Genomic DNA, 18982 nt, shown 5'->3' on the forward strand with positions numbered 1-18982 from the left:
GTGGTGAGGTGAGGCTGAGGTGAGGTCCTGGTGGGCTTGGCGCAGTGCGCGGGCGGGAGCGGTCAGGGCAAGCGTCAGGGGCGGCGCGAGGGTTGCGCCGGGTCGCGGTCGGCGAGGGCTGCCATGGCTTGGTCGGTGAGGAATGCCGACCGCTGCGTCCGCATGTCGGCCGTCACCTCAGCCCCACGCGGCTCAGTCGCTGACCGTCAGGGCTTTTGACACGTTGTAGGTTATATGTCGGTGCTACTTCCCGTAGCCGTGCGCTTTCAAGGGCGGCTTAGAGCAGCCACGAGACTGGTGGCCAACCGCTCGAAGGTCTCCCGGTCTGCCTTGGTGAACACGCTCAGGGCTTCGCTGATGATGCATTCGACAGTTGCGTTCGCCTGCTTGACAACCTCCCGACCCGCTTCTGTCAAGTGGTTCTCAATGATCCGGCCGCGCCCGGTGGTGCGCACCACTAGTCCCAGCGATTCCAGTCGGTGCAGCAGAGATCCCAGAGTCTGTGGTGCATGGAACGAAGCCCTGGCTAGTTCTGACGCTGAGGCTCCCGGCATGCGGGACAACTCGCGCAACACCGACCATAGGCCGAGGTTGAGATCGATTGGCCGTAGGGCCTCATCGGTCCGCATCGTGAACAGGTGCAGGGCTCGCTTCAGGGTGAGGCCGAACTCCACCGGCTGGGGAAGCTCTTTGTCCAGGCCCCTGTGATCATTGTCCATATTTGACACTGTAGCAGCCGGCTTCTATATTGAAGGCGACTTCAATACCACGCCTTGCGGCGCAGCAGAGGGAAGCCGCGACGATCAAGATCGCCCCGATCGAGCAGTGATCACCCCCAATCGCACCCGAGTCGTGATCCAAAACCAGCCCCATCGGCATCGCCCTGACGGTCGACCACCGCCCACATGTGACGCACTATGGCCGATTTGCCGCTATGGGGGAGGCGCGCACGCCGCCATCGGTTTCCCGGGATGGCGAAGATTCGCAACGACCTGACAAGACCAAGAGACCCGAGACTCACTTTTCCAATTTCGGCATCTCGGCGTGCATATTCTCGAAACGAGAACTTCAAGAACTTGGAGAGGTGTTCTCGATGAGCGGTTCCAGCCTGCCGCGCCAAACACAAGTGATCGTACTGACAGAAGACCCACTGACCGAGGAAGGGGTCACTGCCTACCTGACAGCTCATGCCTATGTGGATGTGCTTACGCCAGACACGGTCGAACGTCCAGATATCCTGCTCATCATCGCCACAGAGATTACGGACAAGATTTTCACCAGGGCAGAACAGTACGCACAGGAGTCCGCTGGCCAGCCTCCCCGGCTGGTACTCATCGCAAACAGTCCCACTCCAAGTCAACTCGCCCGAGCCGTGGAGCTCGGCCTTACCGCTTTCGTGCCCCGGAGACGGGTAACACTCACAGACATCGACAGGGCGCTTAGTGCTGTAGCCCGCGGTGGAGCCTCGCTGCCGCAGCCCCTGGTGAGGTGTCTGCTCGAACAAATCCGGGATCAGCGGTGGAAAGACCAGGACTCGCATGAAGGCGACACACCCGCCGCCCTTACGGCTCGGGAGATCGCAGTGCTGCGACAGCTTGCGGCCGGGTTCAATACTTCAGAAATTGCGGCAGCCTTGCACTATTCAGAGCGGACCGTCAAGAACATCATTCATCAAGTGATAACAAGATGCGATCTGCGTAACAGGGTGCATGCCGTGGCCTTCGCCCTCCAACGGGGTCTTCTCTAAGCAGAGGAGACCGCCGACAACCGGCTCCTTTTCGCCAATACGCCATCGTCCACCAAGCCATCGTCGACGCCCTGGCGGACGTCGGCCTCAATGCTGAGCTAAGCTTGGCATTTATACAGCTTTGCTGCCTGTGGTGGCTGTCGCGAGGTTAGGTTTGTTCTGTTTCCCGACGGGGTGCTCGCGTGCATCCTGCTTCGCGACCAACACCAAAGGCGGCCAGCTCGCCGACCTCGAGCTGCGTCACCGCAGACGGGCCCGCTGCGAGGACCGCATCCGAGGCGCCCGCGCCACCGGCCTGCGCAACCTCCCCCTGCACGACACCGCGCAGAACCGGGTCTGGCTGGAGATCGTCTCCCTCGCGCTCGACGTCCTCGCCTGGATGCCGATGCTCGCCCTGACCGGCGAGGCCCGCCGCTGGGAGGTCAAGAAGCTCCGGCTGCGGCTGTTCTCCGCCGCAGCGCAGCTCATCACCACCGGCCGTCGCCGCTGGATCCGCCTGCCCGCCCGATGGCCCTGGAGCAACGTCATCACCCACGCGATCGGCAGGCTCCACTCCCTGCCAAACCCTGGCTGACCAGCCACATCGACCGTCCCGACGACCCACCCGGCGCCCATCCGACGCGAGAGCCGGGCTCTCGCCCTGCCCCAGCCCCGAAAAGACCGCACCACACAAACGCAGAGTCCCCGTCAGCAAACCGACGAGGACTCATGAACGATCGAGGCTAAACCTGGAATACGGATCAACTGCATTCTCGGGCAGCGCTTCTGTATGAACGGCTTTTCCTTAGTTCCCGACTTGACTCCGAAGATGGTCAGCCGTAACGATCTGACCAGGCGTAGCTGTTGTGAAGGAGTCAAGTATTCTATGACGTTGCGGCGGAAATTTATGCTGAGTGCAGCAGCCTCTGTGCTCGCCATTGTTGGCATGTTGACCGGAGCTGGCAGTGCTTCGGCCAACGGTCCCACGAACGGCCAGCAGGTCAGTGTATGCGCGGCAAGGACCTATTATTACAGATCCGCAGTTCTCATCGGTCATAACCAGAACGACGAGTATCTCATCCAGCCGTTCAAGTTGTACCAGGCCAACGGAAATCCGGAGGAGTGGTGCATGAATGCTTACGACGTCGAGTCGTGGTGGTGGAAGGGCGATATGCAAGTCAACTGGTATGACGATGCGGGCAACTATAAAGCCAGTGACTATTTTTATGTCTCGCCGAGCAGTGATAGCTGGTATCCGTACATCTTCCATCGGTACTAGGATTTAATGCCGGTAACATGGATTGACTCAGTCGGGGATCTTGCATGCTCGGGCTCAGCTGTCTAGAGGTTGTCCCGTAACCGGTGAGGCGGTTGGTGCGTTGGCTGGGCATGGGTGGGGTGATCTCAGCAGGTGATCCGAAGTGGATCGAGCCGTTCTCGGGTCTGAGCGAGGTGCAGTTCGGCAGGTTGGTCGCGTTGGTGCGGCGCCGTGGTGGCGACGTGCAGCGTGGCTGGCCCTGGCGGCTGTCGCTGGAGGACCGGGTGCTGCTGGTGGCGACGTATTGGCGTACGAACCTCACGTTGCGGCAGGTGGCGCCGTTGTTCGGGGTGTCGAAGTCCGCGGCCGACAGAATCCTGGACCACCTCGCACCTCTGCTGGCGATCTCGCCGGCGCGTCGGCCGCGCAAGGACACCGTGTACATCGTCGACGGCACCCTGGTACCTACGCGCGACCGTGCTGTCGCCGCTTCCAGCAAGAACTACCGGTACTCGACGAACCTGCAGGTTGTCATCGACGCGAACAGCCGCCTGGTGGTGGCGGTAGGCCTGCCGCTGCCGGGCAGCCGCAACGACTGCCGGGCGTTCACCGAATCCGGCGTCGACCGGGCCTGTCGGGGTGCACCGACCATCGCCGACGGCGGCTACCAGGGCACCGGCCTGCTCATCCCGCACCGCAGACGGCGAGGTCAGACGCACCTGAGCCCACAGCAGGAGGCGGAGAATGCCGTCCACCGCCGGGCGCGAGCCCGGGTGGAGCACGCCCTGTCCCGACTGAAGAACTGGAAAATCCTGCGGGACTGCCGACTGAAGGGCAACGGCGTTCATCAGGCCATGCTCGGCATCGCCAGGCTCCACAACATGGCCCTCACCGGATAACCGACATCTCATACGGGACAACCTCTAGGGTTCTTCAGTACTCTGACCGGGGATCGCGTTCTGGTCCAGGAAGAATTGGAAGGCGGTCGGCAGGTTCGATGAAGAGGGCTCTTCGGTTTCTGACTGACCGCTGAGTCGTTCGATTTTGACGACGATGGCTGTTCTGTCGTCAGAAACATGCACGCAGGGTGTGATAGAAACCGGTCGGGTTGGTTGCGGGAGAAGTGGTGCGTTACTTCTCCCGCAACTGGGCGTGCCTGTGGTTATCAGGTTTGGAGCCACTGGCTGATGTTCGGCATTTGGTTTTCATTGGTTTTCGTCGCGAGTTTTTCAGTTGGGCGAGTTGCTGGTTGAACTGGAGCGTGCTGTGAGTGTGAGGGACATGCTGAAGGTTTCGTGCCGGATCCGCTGAAGGAACGTACTGCTTCTGCTGGTGAGTTATGGGTGGCCAGCGCGGACCAGGAGCTGGGCGACGCGTGGGTGGAGCAGGTCATCGGCCTCGGTTCCAAGTGGGGCAGTACGAGTACGTGACCAACGTCGGTTTCGCGGCCTGAACGATTCCGCAGCCGGTTCCGGTCAGGGCTCGGGCGTCTCTTCGAGGCTGGCAATACGCTGTCACTCGTCGCATGAAACCCGGTGTCCACTCCCGGGGATCTGCCTCATGGTGGACACCGCCCCACCACCAGGCCGAACAACCCCACCCACCATCACGCCAGGGCCCGTGACCAGCCGAAATCAAGGTGCCGGAGGCTCAGTAGGGGCGACCTGACGGCCATGCTGGGCGGCATGCCGAATCCTGCGGGCCGGAAGCGGTGCTCCCTCACCCCTGCAGCCGCACCGGCAACTTCTGCACGCCGTTCCCTACGAACGAGGGATGGCGCGGCAGTTCCGGCTCCGGGATCGCGAGGTCCAGGGCCGGGAATCGGGTGAAGAGCTGTTCCAGGGCCGTGGTGCTCTCCAGACGCGCCAGGGGTGCGCCCATGCAGTAGTGCGCGCCGTGTCCCAGGGAGAGATGGCGGGACTTGCCGGTGCGGGTGATGTCGAAGTGTTCCGCGTCCGGGCCGTAGGCCCGCGTGTCGCGGCCGGCCGCCGAGTACCCCGCGAGGACCGGGGTGCCTTGGGGGATCACGGTGCCGTCCAGGCGCAGATCGCGGGTCGGGTAGCGGAACGGGAAGTAGCTGACCGGACTGTCCCAGCGCAGGGTCTCTTCCACCACGTCCGCCCAGCTCGCCCCGCCGGAGAGGACCAGTTCGAGCTGGTCCCGATGGGCACACAGCGCGCGTACGGCGTTCGTGATCAGGTTCAGCGTCGTCTCGTGCCCCGCGATGACGGTCAGCATCAGCGTACCGATCAGCTCATGCGGACTGAAGCGGTCGCCGCTCTCCTCACGGGCAGCGATCATCGCGCTGGTGAGGTCGTCCCCCGGATTGGCCGTCCGAGCAGCCGCGACCGCGCTCAGCACCTTCGCCATCTCCTGGTTGGCCGCCATCGCCTCGGCCGGACTGATGTTCGTGGCCACGATCTGGTTGGAAAGGTGGTGCAGCCGGTCGTGGTGGGACTCGTCCACGCCCAGCAGTTCGCAGATGACGCCCATCGGCAGCGGCAGCGCGAAGTGGGTGCGCAGATCGACGACGCCGTCCTCGGTGGCGGCCGCCTCCAGGCCGTCCAGCAGACGAGACGTCAGCTCCACTACGTACGGCCGCAGTTCCTCGACCCGGCGGGCCGTGAACGCCTTGCTCGTCAGCGACCGCAGCCGCCGGTGGTCGGCGCCGTCCGCGGTCGTCATCCCCTGCACCGTGGCGAACGTCTTCAGCGGCCAGCCATCGGCTATCTCCCCGGCTTGGAGCGCCGTGAAGTGCCCTGGGTGTTTGGCGACGTCGGGGTGTACGAGGAACTCCTTCAGCGCGTCGTGGCCCAGCACCACCACTCCCTGCACCTCGCCGGGGAGGACCACCGGGGTGACCGTCCCCCGGGCCAGCAGGCGGGCGTTGGCCGCGTGCGGGCAACCTCCCCCCGGGTCCAGGCGATGCGGACGGTCGCCCGCGGAGTTCACCGGTGACGCGTTCAACAGGACTCCAGGTCTGCGGAGGGGAGGAGAGACAAGCCGAGGAAGAGCGGACTCCGAACGGGTCAGTTCGGCCGGGCCTGTGGCTGAACCGCGTTCCGGTGCAGCCACGCGGGGGCGGGTGCCTCGTCCACCTGAGGGGGCACCAGGCCCTGCGACCACTGCGGCGAGGTGAAGCGCACGGGCAGCGTGCCCAGTCCCTTGCTCCAGGGCGACTTGATCCACTCCAACTCGCTCTCTGAGACTGCCAGTTCCAGGTCGGGCAGGCGGTGGCGGATCGTGTCGACCGCGGTCCGGGTGATCAGCCGGGCCGGGTCCTGGGCGGGACAGGTGTGCGGGCCCGCGCCGAACGCCACATGGGAGCGGTTGCCGACCACCGGGGTGCCGTCGGCCGGCAGGACCTCCGGATCCGCGTTGGCCGCGGCCAGCCCCAGGATCAGCATGTCGCCCGCCCGAATGTCCTGGCCGCCGAACCTCATGTCGCGGGTGGCGTAGCGGGCCGGGAAGTTCTGGGTGGGCGGGAAGCGCCACAGGACCAGGTCGAGCGCGTCGTCCACGCTGAGGTGGCCGCCGCTCAGCGAGGAGCGCAGCGCAGGGTCGCAGAGCAGGATGCGCAGCGCCGTGGCGATCCAGTTCACCGTGGTCTGGTTGCCTGCGACGAACATCACCACCAGGTTGTGCAGCACCTCCTCATCGGTGAGCCGCGCCGGGTGGTACAGCAGCGCCGAGACGATGTCGTCGCCCTTCACCCGGCGCTTCTCCACGATCAGCCCCTGCAGAATGGCGCCCATCCTGCGGCTGGCGTCCACCGCCCCGCTGGTGGCGGACACGAGGCCCGCCACCGCCTCCACCAGTTCCCGGCTGGTCCGGTCGTCCAGCCCGAGCAGCTCGGCGATCACCCGCATCGGCAGCGTACGCGCGTACGCGGCGACGAGATCGGCCTCGCCGTTCGCCGCGAATCCGGCGATCAGCGCCTCGGCGGTGGCCCGGACGATGCGGCGCAGCTCGTGTCCGTTGATCCCGGCCAGCGCGTCGGAGACGGCGTTGCGCATCCTGCGGTGTTGCTGCCCGTCCGCGAAGAGAAGCGCGGGGCGCCAGCCGACTATCGGCAGGATTGGCGAGTTGGCCGGCACCCGGCCTTCGCGCAGCTGGCTCCACTGGCGCGGGTCGTGTGAGAAGTTTTGTTCCTCGCGGGTGAGCTGGAGCAGTTCGCGGTGGCCCAGGACCAGCCAGGCGTCGATGCTGGGAGCGACGGACACCGGTGCCACCGGGCCGTGTGTGGTGCGCAGTTCCTCGTACAGCGCGGGCATCGTGTTGCCGTCGAGACCGGGCCCGTACAGGGCGGTCGCCGTGCCGGGGGCACCGGTCACAGGGCAGCTGACGGCCGGCCCGGCCGTGGGATGCGGCGTGCTCATGAGGACTCCGTGGCGACGTGGATGAGGTGGCGGACCAGGGTGATCAACGCCCGGATCGACGAAGCCCGGTCCCGTGCGTCGCAGGTCACCAGCGGGGTGTCGGGCAGCAGATCGAGGGCCGTACGGATGTCGTCGGCGTCGTGTCGAGGGCCGCGTGGGAAGACGTTGACGGCGACCGCGAAGGGTAGGTCCAGGTCCTCCAGATTGCCCAGAGCGTCGAAAGAAGCCGTCAGGTCCCGGGCGTCCACCAGTGCAAGCGCGCCGAGTGCCCCCTTGGCCAGGTCCTGCCAGGCCGGCAGGAACCGCTGCTGGCCCGGCGTACCGAACAGATACAGGGCCAGGTCGCCGTCGATGGTCAGCCTGCCGAAGTCCAGGGCGACCGTGGTGGTTTTCTTGCCGCTGTCCACATCCGGGTCGACCCGGACGCCCGCCTGGGTCATCGGCGCCTCTGTGGAGAGCGGTTCGATCTCCGACACCGTACCGATCAGCGTCGTCTTGCCCACTCCCAGCGGGCCGACGACCAGGATCTTCGCCGCGCCCGACACGTTCGAGTCGAGGTACTTCCCGCCGGCCCCGGCGGGCGGCGGAACGGCCTCGGCCAGGGTGTCAGAGGGAGCTTTCGAGACCACTGAGGACCTTTCTGAGCATGGTCACATCGGCGCGTTCGGCCGGCGGGATGGGTGGGCGGGTCATGATCAGCCCCCACCGGAAGAGATCGGAGAGCAGCACCTGCGCGACCGACGGCGGCTGGCCGAGGTGAGCGGCCACCTCCGCGACCGAGATGAGCCCCTCGCAGTGCGCCAGGATGGCGCGGTGCTCCGGCTGGAGGGCGGCGGGGAACGCTGCCTCCGCCGTCATCACCAGGGATTCCCAGGCCAGCGGCTCGCCCTCGCACTCCGCGCGGCCGCGTGTGATGACATACGGCCGGATCGCCGAGGCCCTCGGTACCTCAGGCCGCTCCGTCATGACGTCGCGGCGGCCGCGTCCCGGGGCAGGCTGCTCAGGTGCGCGCCGATCTTCGCCACCAGCAACTGCATCTGCTGGGCCACCAGGCCCACGTCGGCGTTCAGATCGGTGGCGACCCCCAGGTCGGCGCCCACCCCGGCATGGGTGAACAGCACAAACCCCTGGTCGGTCTCCAGCATCAGCTGGCGTGCCCCGGCACCCCGCCCGAACAGCAGCGCGCTGGTGGAGCGGCCCGTCATGGTCATCGCCGCGCAGGCCGCCGAGAGCGACTCGGCGTCGGCGACGCTCAGGCTGGCCACCGGACCCGAGAGGTTCTCGGCGGAGGCGTGCCCGAGACGCAGTCCGTCCTCGGACACCACCACGGCGTGCCGGACGCCGGGAATCTCGGTGAGTGGGCGGAGCATCCACCCCAGATCGGGGAGTCGAGTGATGGTTCCGGTCACGGTCGGCCTCCGGCGTGCTCGGTCGGGATGCTGGGCAGGGACTGTCCGCTGTGCGGGGGCGGTGCCGGGTCGGTGCCGCCGTCCGCGTCGACGGCCGCGTCGACGGCCGCACGGCCGCGCAGCGTCCCGGACACCACGCTGGTGATCGAGGCGCGTGCCGCCTCCGGCGTCCAGGGTTCGGCGGGCGCGGCATCGGGCTGTGGGTTGGGCGCCGAGTTCCGTGCGGCGGTCGCGGCCCGGGCGGCGCCGCGCCGGCTGTGCCGCCGGGGCAGACCGGCCGTCGCCGGGGCGGGTGCGCCGGCTGGCTCGGGTGCGTCGTCGGTGTGCCCGGCCGCTACGGGTGCGTCGTCGCGCGCGTCTGCCAGGGGCACGACGGGCACGACGGGCCCGACGTGCTCGGCCGGTTCGACCGCCGGGCGGCGGTGTGCGGCGGGTCTCGGCAGCGGTTCGGTCAGCAGCCGGAACGGCACGAACATCACCGCCCGTGTGCCGCCGTACGCCGAAGCTCCGCCCAGCTCCACGCTGAAGCCCAGCTCCCGGCTCCAGCGCCCGACACACGCCAGGCCGAGCCGGGGCACCGCACCCAGGCGGGTCAGGTCCAGGTTGTCGCGGAGCTGCCCGAGGGCCTGGTGCAGGACGTCCGACGGCATCCCGAGCCCGGCGTCGTCGATCTCGATGACCGCACCGGCGCCCACCTCCCGCACGTTGACGACGACGGGAGAGCTGGACGGTGAGAACACCGTGGCGTTCTCCAGCAGTTCGGCGACGGAGTGCATCAGCCCCTCCACCGCCGGCGGCACCGCGTAAAGGGTCTGTCCGCCGTGCACCTCGATCCGCCCGAACTCCACGATCCGGGACTGGGCGCCCCGTACGCAGTCGTAGAGCGAGACCGGTCGGGTCTCCCGACGGGCGGGCCAGATTCCGCACATCACCAGAAGTGTCTGCGCCTTGCGGGTCATCTGGGAGGCCGCGTGGTCGGCCTTCATCACGTCCGCCATCAGGCGGGGGTCATCAATGGAGCGCTCCACCTCGTCCAGGACCTGCTGCTGCACGGTCGCCATCACATGCATGGTGCGCGCCACGGATTCGAAGGCGGCCTGCACCGAGTCGCGCAGGGTACGCTCGCGGTGCACGGCCGCGTCCGAGCCGAGCGCCACGACGACCGAATCCAGCGCCCGGGCGAACTCCTCGCCGGTCTCCTCCGGCGACGCTACCGGCCCCGGCACACCCTCCAGTCGCTGTCCGGTGTGCAGTCGCTCGGCGATGGCCGGGACGCGTACCGCGGCCAGATGCGCCACCTCGGTGCCCCGGGCGGTGGCGACCCCGGCCTCTCGGGCACGGTGCGCGCGTTCGGCGGACAGCCGCCGGGTGAGGATCAGTACGCGGGCGATGAGCAGGACGACGGCCGCAGCGCAGGCTCCCGTCAGGGCCCGGTGCCACTCGGCGTCCGCGGTGACGACGGCCCACACCACACCGGCGGTGGCCAGCAGGGTGACGGCCCATCCGGCGACGGCGGCGCTCGCACCGGGGTCACGTCCTGGCTTCCTTACCGGTCGGCTCACCACAGTGGTCCCGACCTGATGACCCTGCAGACACTGGTGCCAGCCACGAGAAGCGAAACCTTTCACGACACATCGAACCCCCGTTTGGGGGCTTGGGACCATGCAGAGAGTAGACGAACCGGTCGGAATTATTTAGACATCGATCTGTTTCAGCCACACAGGGATGCCGGAAATGGCGTCGTTCGCATCCCGGATATTCAGCCGGAGGCATGGCGTCGGCGTGCCTATAGAACCCCGCGATGCGGCGGTATGACGTACTGAGAACGTCTAGCGGGCAGATCGGATGCCCGTTGAGGCAGAGGTGCTCATGGGGGGCTATTCAGCCATGATTCAAAGCGGTCGAATGGCGTCTACGGCAGCGACCGATGTGTCACGAGCAATTGTCAAGAGTTGTGGTTCGGGTGCCGTGTGATCAGGCGGCTGTGGCCTCTGTTCGTTCGACGAGGATGCCGTTCTCGAACTTCGCGCCCGTCCGGACCGGGGCGACGAGGTGGGCTCCGCGGATTGCGCGCCAGCGGGCCTGGGCGGATTCGACGAGCTTGAACACCGCTACTCCCCGGTCGGTGGAAGAAGTACAACACCCAGATCGGGTTCGTGATCCGCAGGTGGATCCAGTGCTCGGCCGGGAAGTCGTAGAACGCCAGCAGTTCCTCCCGGTCCTCGACGTACCGGCGCTTGAGCTGGGCGACACACGTCACCGCCGCGTCTTCGGCTGCCACCGGCAGGGCGAACTCCCGCAGCGTCAGCTCGGCGTTCTTCATTGTGCCCAGCCACAGGGGTCACCGCGATGCTTGATGGTCCGTGCCGACAGACCCGCTTCACCGTCCTGGAGGCGGACGACCCTCGGTCCTCGCCGCGGCTTCCTCTGCGCGGTGATGAACGCGAAGACGTCGGCGGTGACGACATCTGTCGGCTCCTTGGGCACCGCTGGGAAGAAGACCTTCAAGTCGTCGGTGGTGGCCAGCAGCGTGTTCGGCCGGCAGCGAGCCGCCACGAACTCCAGGTAGTCGTCGACCAACGCGTGACCCGGCGATGCCGCTGGGTTCCCTGCAGCATCGACACCTCGTACCAACTCCGGCTGCCAGGCCATCTGAGCTCCTCGCCGGGAGCGACCATCCTGACCGGGAACACGAGATCGCGGAAGAGTTGCCACCCACATACCCGCCAGCGTCCGAAGCGCATGCACATGCCCTTCGAAGAAGGCCTATCGGCCGCAGGATGCAAAGACGCGATGGACGGCCTTGCCCGAGTAGGACAGACGGAAGGAGAACAAATAGCAGGTCAGCAGCTCGCCCGCGAGCCGGACGGTCACGTCGCCGAAGTTGCTTGCACGGCGCATCCAGATCCGCCCGCAGCATCCCGTCGATCACCGGCTTGTACGGATCCAACGCGGTCGGCCGTGGCGGCAACTGCTTCGACAACGTGACCGGATGAATGCCGAGGTCAACGGCGGTCTGCTTCTGTTCATTTCCTGCCCGCACCAACGCGATGGCGCGGGCGCGGAACTCAGCGGGGTAGGCGCGGGGCATGTCCGGCAGCCTTTCGTGAAGGCCGTCAGTTAGCCAGCAGAACTGGAACCTGAGAGGTGGGGCAGGTCAGGTTCGGTCACGCGGCCTGGAAGGCCGGTGTGGTCATGACGGTCTCGAATTCGACAGGTGTCAGCCAACCGAGGGCGGCTTGTCTGCGGCGCCGGTGGTAGGTCCTCTCGATCCAGGTCACGATCGCGATCCGCAGTTCCTCGCGAGTGGTCCAGCTCCGGCGGTCGAGGACGTTCTTCTGCAGCAGGCTGAAGAATGACTCCATGGCCGCGTTGTCGCCGGCCGCCCCGACTCTTCCTATCGAGCCGGCCATCCGGCAGGCCACCCGGTGCGGGACGCCGTACCCGGCCCTCTGGCTACCGATGAAGGCGACCAGCGCCTCCGGAGCGTTCTCGGTCACTTCGCCCAGAGGACCATGCATCGCTCGAGGACATCGCGCTCCATCTCCAGCTTCCGGATGCGCTTGTTCTTCTCGCTCATCTCATGCCGCGGCCGCTCCAGTTCCACGCGCTCGGCCTCGCGCACCCGCCCGCCGGCCGCGGTCTGCGCGGGCCGGTCCGACGACGCCGTTCCGTTACGGCGCCAGCGCGAGACCCAGCTGTGGAGGGTGCCGGGGCTGATGCCGAGTTCCTCGGCTACCTCCGGGACCGGTTTCCCAGTCTCGATCACGATGCGAACGGCGCCCTCACGGAACTCGGCGTCGTACGGCTGTTTCTTGGACCCCATGAATCCCAACTTCCCCTGCACTCACGGGCTCCCCGCTACGAGGGGAGGGGCAGATGCTCAGCTCGCCGCCGGGTTCCGCATCGGCATCGCGACGGCTTGCCGCTATATACGCGAGGTAGACGACGTCCTGGCCGCCCTCGCCCCGACCCTGGCCGAGGCGATGAAGACCATCCGGACCAAGGCGTTCGTGATCCTGGGCGGCACCCTCCTGCCGATCCACCGAATCGCCGCCGACACCCCGTACTACTGCGGGAAACGGCAGGCACGCCCAGGTCCTCACCGATCCGTTCGGCCGGCTGTTGTGGGAGTTCCCCGCCCTGCCCGGGTCCGTCCACGACCTGACTGCCGCACGGACCCACGGGATCACCGATGGGCGCGCCGCGGCCAAGCTGAAGTGCTGGGCGGACAAGGCGTACCAGGGAGCTGGCCATCCCGTCCGCGTTCCGCTCCGAGGCCGTCGGCTCAAGAGATGGAAGCGCCGGCACAACAGCAGTCACGCCAAGATCCGCTGTTTGGTGGAGCAGGCCATGGCGGTGCTGAAGAGCTGGCGGCTCCCCCGGAAGCTCCGCTGCAGTACCAACCGCATCACCGCGATCGTCCAGGCCGTGCTCGTCCTCCATCACGTGTCAGCGTGAGGTTGGAAAAGGCTCATTGAATTTCAGATTGACAGTTCAGGCAGCGCGTCTGACGGAAAAGGCAATCTTGATCAAGTTTTTGCCTATGCAGTTAGGTCGTGAACTAGCTTGAACCCTCACTTCGCCCTCTCGAGCTGAAGCCGCTGCGGCGCGGGATGCGGGAACTGCCGATCGGCAGGTGCGGCTCAGGCAACTCCCAAATCCAATAGGGCAATTGCACCCGCGTTAGCAACATGATCGTCGCATGAGGAGCTTCCTTGCCCATGGTTCACATTCCCCGGCCCGGGCCCGGGGTGATCTCGCTCGGCGTGGTCGCCGCCCTGGCACTCGGGGTCATACCGGCCACGGCCGCAGGATCCGCAGATCCGGTCGGTCCCGTGTCCACAGCCGCTGGCACCGCGCCACCGTCGACTGGCGGCGGCACACACACCGTCACTCTGATCACCGGCGACAAGGTGACGATCGGCGTCGCTGCCGACGGCACTGTCGTCCGGTCTTTCGAAAGCGCGGACGGCACCACCTCCAGCTTTCACCGTGCCGTCATCGACGGCGCGACGTACGTCTATCCCGACGCTGTCCTTCCTTACCTTGGCGGCGGGAAGCTCGACAAGCAGCTTTTCAATGTGACGCGGCTCATTGCCGAAGGGTACGACGACGCGCACACCAACCGGTTGCCGCTCATCGTGAGCTACACCGACGCTGCCGCCCGATCCCGGATGCAGCCGAAGGTGGCAGGCTCGACGGTGGTCCGCCGGCTGGACAGCATCCAGAGTGCGGCCGTCACGCAGAACCGCAAGCAGGGTTCAGCGTTCTGGTCGGCGCTGACCGGAGGCGCCGGTACGGCAGCCAGGTCGGCGAACCCGTCCTTCGCGGGCGGTGTCGCCAAGGTCTGGCTCGACGGCAAGGTGAAGGCGGACCTGGCAGACTCCACCGCGCAGATCGGCGCGGACAAGGTCTGGGCGCAGGGCAACACCGGCGAGGGTGTCAAGGTCGCGGTGCTCGACACCGGAGTCGACGCCGAACACCCCGACCTCGTGGACCAGATCGAGACCAGCGCCAGCTTCGTCCCGGGCGAGCAGGACGCCCTGGATTACAACGGCCATGGCTCTCACGTCGCCTCGACGATCGCCGGCACTGGCAGCGCCTCAGATGGCAAGGAGCGGGGCGTGGCGCCCGGCGTCCGCCTGAACATCGGCAAGGTACTCAACAGCGAGGGCAGTGGCCAGGAGTCCTGGATCATCGCGGGCATGGAGTGGGCCGCCCGGGACCAGAAAGCCAGGATCATCAGCATGAGCCTGGGCGGCGGCGGCGACCACACCGACCCCATGAGCCAGGCGGTCGACCGGCTCAGCCGCGAGACGGGCGCGTTGTTCGTGATCGCAGCGGGCAACGCTGGCCCGCACACGATCGGGAGCCCCGGCGCTGCGGACTCCGCGCTGACCGTCGGCGCTGTGGACTCCGCGGATCGGCTCGCCGACTTCTCCAGCACCGGCCCACGTGATGGCGACTCGGGGCTGAAGCCCGAGATCACCGCTCCCGGCGTCGACATCCTGGCCGCCCGCTCCCACTACAACCGGGGTTCGGGCTACTACACCACGATGAGTGGCACGTCGATGGCGACCCCGCATGTCGCCGGTGCTGCCGCACTGCTGGCCGCCGCCCATCCGGACTGGACCGGCCTGCAGTTGAAGGAGGCGCTGGTCAGCAGCGTCAAGGCCACGCCGTCGTACTCCCCGTACGAGGCGGGCGCTGGTCGCCTGGACGCGTCGGCGGCCGTCCACACCTCGCTCTTCGCGACCGCCAGTGCCTTCTCCGGTTCGCACGCTTGGCCCCTTGAGCCGGGAGAGACCGACGTCCAGAAGGTGACGTACACCAACGTCGGAGACGCGCCGGTCAACCTTGATCTGGCGGTCAACGGCACAGTCCCGGAAAGGCTGTTCAGCCTTTCCGCTGACCACGTCACGGTGCCGGCGCATGCCACTGCCACGGTCACGCTGACCGCGGCGCTGGACAAGTTGGCGGGAGACCAGTCGGTCAGCGCCATGATCACCGGTACTGACGACACGGGAACGGTCCGTGCCAGGACGCTGATTGGCGCGGCTCGCGAGGGTCAGCGCCAGAATCTGACCGTCGTCGCCAAGGACCGTGCCGGCAAGCCGCTGGCCGGCCGGGTCGTCCTCACCACCGAGCGTTTTTTCACTGTGATGGACCTCGACGCGTCCGGCACCGGAATGGCGCGGCTGCCCGTGGGCAACTACAGCGGCTGGCTCAGCGCCGATGTGCAGGGCGCCAACGGCCCGCACTCGCTGGGCATGGCGCTGCTGGAGTTCAACGACGTGAAGCTGGACAAGGACAGGACCGTGATCCTCGACGGGCGGAAGACCCGTCAGGTCCTGGCTCGCGTCCCGCGGACAAGCACCCCGGCTGCGACACGCTTGGACGTCCACCGGTCTTTCGCTGACAGCATGGTCGAATCGTCCATCCTGCCCAACGAGACCTACGACAGCATCTGGGCGCTCCCGACCGGCAAGAAGGTTACTGACGGCAAGTTCGAGTTCGGTGCCCGTTTCCGCCTCGAGCAGCCGGCGCTGACCCTCAGCACGAAATCGAGGACCTACGCCGACCCGCTGGTCAAGCGCGGAGCCAAGCCGCTGTCGGCTGGCACCCGGACGTTGCTTGCGGTCTACGCCGGTGACGGTACGGCCGAGGAGCTCGCCCGGCATGGCGTGCGGGGCAAGGCCGTGGTAGTGCGGGGCACCGGCACGGCAGGGATCAAGGCGCAGGCGGAGGCCGCCGCGGCGGCCGGCGCTCAGGTGCTCGTCGTCGTCAACAAGGACGCTGGACGGCTGCAGCCCTGGGACGAGAATCCCTGGAGCTCGGAGAGCCCCTCGCCGTTGACCGTGGCGACCCTCAACGCCGACCAGGGCACCGACCTGATCGCCGCGATCCAGCAGGGGTCCGGCACACTGAAGGTCACCTCGCACCCCACCACCGACTACCTCTACGACGTGGTGCACCACTGGAACGGCGCCGTTCCGGCGGACCCGACCTGGCGCGTGAATCAGCGCGATCTGGCCCGGGCGGACGTCTCGTTCCGCAACTATCGGCAGGCCAAGGCGCTGGAGTACCGCGCCGACGTCTGGCACGGCTGGGCCGTGGGCAACATGCTGCCGACTCCCGCGCAGGGCGACCGAACCGAATGGCTCACCTCCGGCGTTGACTGGACGGAAAACGCCTACGTCAACGGCGAGACCGGGCAGCATTCGATCGGTGCTCTGCGGTACGACGCCGGAAAGACAGCCGAGGTCAACTGGTTCGGGCCGATCCAGCGCCCGCGTATGGGGCCGGTGACCAGCCAGCCCGTCCGTTACCTCGACGGAGTCTCCATCCCGGCACCGGGCTGGGGTGACTCGGGTTCAGGCCACATCGGCGACGCCGGCTCGAACTTCGACGTCAAGAACTGGATGGCGCTCTACCAGGGCGACCGGCAGCTCAACTGGGGTAACGCCGAGTACCTGCCGGTCACCGGGCTCGCCCCGGAGCGACTGCCCTACCGGCTGGTGGTCGACAACGACCGTGGAACCTGGGCCAACCCGTACTCAACGCACACCCTGACCGAGTGGAACTTCACCTCCGCGGCCACTGGAGCCGATGCGGAAGCGCCCCTGCCGTTGATCCAGCTCGATTATGGGGTGGACACCGACAAGGCTGGCCGGGCTGACCGGCATGCCGAACTCGCGGTGACCCCCTCGCACCTGCCTGGAACGAGCGCCGCCATTGCGAAGCCCTCTGTGGAGGTCTCCTACGACGACGGGAAGAACTGGCTGCGGTCCGGTCTGGACCGCAGCGGCAACGGGTGGCGGACCAACCTGAGCGCACCGAGGTCCGCGGGCTTCGTCACGCTCCGGGTCACCGTCCGGGACAACGCCGGCAACTCCGTCTCCCAGACAATCGAACGCGCCTTCGGTCTGCGCTGACCAGTCAAGATGAGCATTCCGGGCGGGGCCGCAGCCGGCGGTCCCGCCCGGTGGTGCATCAGCGCCAGGCCAGGGGGTCTCACCCCGGCTCTTAGCGGTGGCGCTTCGCAAGCAGCTGCGGCTGGCGCGCATTTGGGTCCAGCCTCGGGTGTGTCAATTTAACAGCCCTGTCTCACATTCGGTGGTGACGGAGCGTGCTGTTATCCGAGGAGGATGCGGTGCCGGAGCAGGGTGAAGCTTGCTCGTCCGTGCATCTGGCGCGCGATCCGTTTGGTCTTGGTGTTGACGCCTTCGGTGGGGCCGTTGCTGTAGGGAAGCGTGAGACCGGCGATCACGGCGTCGATGTCCCGGTCCAGGCCCCGGGTAAAGGTGTGCAGGTGGGGTAGATCGGCTGTTCGGACTTGGGTGATCCAGCGCGTGAGCGCATCGGGGTTGTCGGTGTGCGGCGTAAGGAGCGGGGCGAAGTCCCTGATGCCTGTGGCCAGTTGGGTCATCTCGGGGCAGGCGGCGGTGAGCTTGGCCAGGAGCTCGTGCTGTTCGGCCTTGAGGTTGTCGGGCCTGGTCGGCAGCATCCGGGCGAGTCGACGTGGCGAGACATGGTTGCGGTCGGCGTCCGCGCGGCCTTGGTTGATGTACTTGTGCAGAAGGTTCAGGCAGCCCGTGAAGCCGAGGGCCTTGATCTCTTCGAAGAGGTGCAGGACGGGGACGCCGGGGTCTTCAGTTCGACGTTTGCGCAGGTGCTCGCGGTAGGGATCGACCAGGCTGGCACGGTACTTGGGGACGCGGAGCATGCGCTCGGGCCGGTCTGCTCGGGCGTAGCGTTTGATGGTGTTCAGGGCCAGTTGCAGGCGGCGGGCGCATTCGAGCAGGCCCACGCCCTGGTCGAGCAGGCCATGGACCTGGTGCCAGCGTTCGAGGGTGCTCTGGGCGCGGGGCCCGTCGTAGATCGGCGCGGCCAGTACGGTGGCCCAGCAGGCACTGTGTGCCTTCACCTCGCTCAGGGCGGCTTCGCACAGGTTCTTCCATAAATGCCAGCGATCACCGACTTGCACCGGGTCAGGCAGGGCACGGCGGATGGCCTCGGCATAGGTCGCCGAGCCGTCACGGCACACGACCTCGATGCCCGGATGCTCGTGCAGCCATGCTTCCAGGGTGTCGGTTGTGCGGTCGGGCAGCACATCGATCCGTTCATGGGTCTCGGCGTCGATGATCACAGTGGCGTAGCGGTGGCGCCGGCGCAGAGCGAAGTCGTCGACGCCGATCACACGGGGCACCCGGCCGGTGGGCAACGGCATCCTCAGCAGGGCGCGCAGGGCCGTGTGACGTGACAGGCTCACTGCCAGTATCACCAGTAGACGTATCCCGGCCCGGTCCGCCAACTCCTTGACCACGGCCTCGACTTGCCTGGTCAGGCGGGTCGTACGCCGCTGGTATCGGTCCAGCACTCCGGGCACCTGTTCGCGGACGGTGTGGCGGCAGCCGCGGGTGGGACACACCAGACGCCGCACTCATACGCGGACCACCACCCGCTGGCCGTCGACCGGTACGTCGGCCACCGTCCTCCAGTGATAGCCGTGCACCCGTCCCGACGGCGCCCCGCACACCGGACAGACCGCAGTGCCCTGCGGAGTCCGTGCCCGCACCACGACCCGCTCGCCCTCGTCGACCACATCCTCGATGGCCAGCCGGGACAGCCCTGAAAACAGCGTCTGTAATAGCCCGTTGATATTCTTCACACGGATACCAACGACTCCTCACGACTCTGCGTCACC

Annotated in this window: 14 protein-coding genes and 6 pseudogenes; 6 read left to right on the forward strand and 14 right to left on the reverse strand. The window is 67.0% G+C overall.

What is annotated here, in order from left to right; genetic code table 11:
* Positions 1–266 precede the first annotated feature (266 nt).
* Positions 267–719: a MarR family winged helix-turn-helix transcriptional regulator gene (locus tag FNH09_RS20130; RefSeq protein WP_152889963.1), complete on the reverse strand. Its 453-nt coding sequence runs from the start codon at positions 717–719 to the stop codon at positions 267–269.
* A gap of 188 nt (positions 720–907) precedes the next feature.
* On the opposite strand from FNH09_RS20130, the gene FNH09_RS20135 reads away from it, so the two are divergent.
* The 4 genes and pseudogenes from FNH09_RS20135 to FNH09_RS20150 all read left to right on the forward strand — a co-directional run bounded on the left by FNH09_RS20135 (position 908) and on the right by FNH09_RS20150 (position 3883).
* Positions 908–1747 carry a LuxR C-terminal-related transcriptional regulator gene (locus FNH09_RS20135; RefSeq protein WP_152889965.1) on the forward strand — a complete coding sequence of 280 codons (840 nt, stop codon included), beginning with the start codon at positions 908–910 and terminating at the stop codon, positions 1745–1747.
* A gap of 181 nt (positions 1748–1928) precedes the next feature.
* A pseudogene (locus FNH09_RS20140) lies at positions 1929–2321 on the forward strand (transposase); the annotation flags it as partial.
* Positions 2322–2612: 291 nt separating this feature from the next.
* Positions 2613–3005, forward strand: coding sequence for a hypothetical protein (locus FNH09_RS20145; RefSeq protein WP_152889967.1), 393 nt, complete (start codon positions 2613–2615; stop codon positions 3003–3005).
* Between the two features lie 110 nt (positions 3006–3115).
* On the forward strand, positions 3116–3883 hold the full coding sequence (locus FNH09_RS20150; RefSeq protein WP_152889969.1) for a transposase: 768 nt from the start codon (positions 3116–3118) through the stop codon (positions 3881–3883).
* 820 nt (positions 3884–4703) lie between these two features.
* Here FNH09_RS20150 and FNH09_RS20160 read toward each other — a convergent pair.
* The 12 genes and pseudogenes from FNH09_RS20160 to FNH09_RS20210 form a co-directional block, all read right to left on the reverse strand.
* A complete protein-coding gene (locus FNH09_RS20160) occupies positions 4704–5951 on the reverse strand; it encodes a cytochrome P450 family protein (protein WP_238426850.1) in 1248 nt (415 codons plus the stop codon).
* Positions 5952–6013: 62 nt separating this feature from the next.
* On the reverse strand, positions 6014–7363 hold the full coding sequence (locus FNH09_RS20165) for a cytochrome P450 (RefSeq protein WP_152889971.1): 1350 nt from the start codon (positions 7361–7363) through the stop codon (positions 6014–6016).
* Positions 7360–7908, reverse strand: a complete 549-nt coding sequence (locus FNH09_RS20170) for an ATP/GTP-binding protein (protein WP_162468848.1) — start codon at positions 7906–7908, stop codon at positions 7360–7362. Before FNH09_RS20170 ends, FNH09_RS20165 begins: the two co-directional genes overlap by 4 nt.
* A gap of 61 nt (positions 7909–7969) precedes the next feature.
* On the reverse strand, positions 7970–8329 hold the full coding sequence (locus tag FNH09_RS20175) for a DUF742 domain-containing protein (RefSeq protein WP_152889973.1): 360 nt from the start codon (positions 8327–8329) through the stop codon (positions 7970–7972).
* Complete coding sequence (locus FNH09_RS20180; RefSeq protein WP_162468846.1) at positions 8326–8772, reverse strand: roadblock/LC7 domain-containing protein; 447 nt, start codon at positions 8770–8772, stop codon at positions 8326–8328. Before FNH09_RS20180 ends, FNH09_RS20175 begins: the two co-directional genes overlap by 4 nt.
* Positions 8769–10334, reverse strand: a complete 1566-nt coding sequence (locus tag FNH09_RS20185; RefSeq protein ID WP_162468847.1) for an ATP-binding protein — start codon at positions 10332–10334, stop codon at positions 8769–8771. Before FNH09_RS20185 ends, FNH09_RS20180 begins: the two co-directional genes overlap by 4 nt.
* A 412-nt stretch (positions 10335–10746) precedes the next feature.
* A pseudogene (locus FNH09_RS20190) lies at positions 10747–10996 on the reverse strand (IS256 family transposase); the annotation flags it as partial.
* Positions 10997–11091: 95 nt separating this feature from the next.
* Positions 11092–11424, reverse strand: a complete 333-nt coding sequence (locus tag FNH09_RS20195; RefSeq protein WP_238426862.1) for a hypothetical protein — start codon at positions 11422–11424, stop codon at positions 11092–11094.
* Between the two features lie 114 nt (positions 11425–11538).
* A complete protein-coding gene (locus tag FNH09_RS49535) occupies positions 11539–11673 on the reverse strand; it encodes a hypothetical protein (RefSeq protein ID WP_274390248.1) in 135 nt (44 codons plus the stop codon).
* 67 nt (positions 11674–11740) lie between these two features.
* Positions 11741–11863, reverse strand: a pseudogene (locus tag FNH09_RS50190) (IS3-like element ISAar24 family transposase); the annotation flags it as partial.
* A 76-nt stretch (positions 11864–11939) separates the two neighbouring features.
* Positions 11940–12185 (reverse strand): annotated as a pseudogene (locus FNH09_RS20205) (integrase core domain-containing protein); the annotation flags it as partial.
* Between the two features lie 83 nt (positions 12186–12268).
* Entirely contained in the window at positions 12269–12598 is a 330-nt protein-coding gene (locus tag FNH09_RS20210) for a transposase (RefSeq protein WP_152889975.1), read from the reverse strand.
* A 43-nt stretch (positions 12599–12641) separates the two neighbouring features.
* Between FNH09_RS20210 and FNH09_RS20215 the strand changes: the two are divergent.
* Together FNH09_RS20215 and FNH09_RS20220 are read left to right on the forward strand one after the other, a co-directional pair.
* A pseudogene (locus FNH09_RS20215) lies at positions 12642–13233 on the forward strand (transposase family protein); the annotation flags it as partial.
* A 293-nt stretch (positions 13234–13526) separates the two neighbouring features.
* Positions 13527–17210, forward strand: coding sequence for a S8 family serine peptidase (locus FNH09_RS20220; protein WP_338017620.1), 3684 nt, complete (start codon positions 13527–13529; stop codon positions 17208–17210).
* A gap of 200 nt (positions 17211–17410) precedes the next feature.
* On the opposite strand, the pseudogene FNH09_RS20225 reads toward FNH09_RS20220, so the two are convergent.
* A pseudogene (locus FNH09_RS20225) lies at positions 17411–18946 on the reverse strand (ISL3 family transposase).
* Positions 18947–18982: the final 36 nt, after the last annotated feature.

This window comes from Streptomyces adustus (assembly GCF_009377175.1).
In the GTDB taxonomy this organism is placed as follows: Bacteria; Actinomycetota; Actinomycetes; order Streptomycetales; family Streptomycetaceae; genus Streptomyces; species Streptomyces adustus.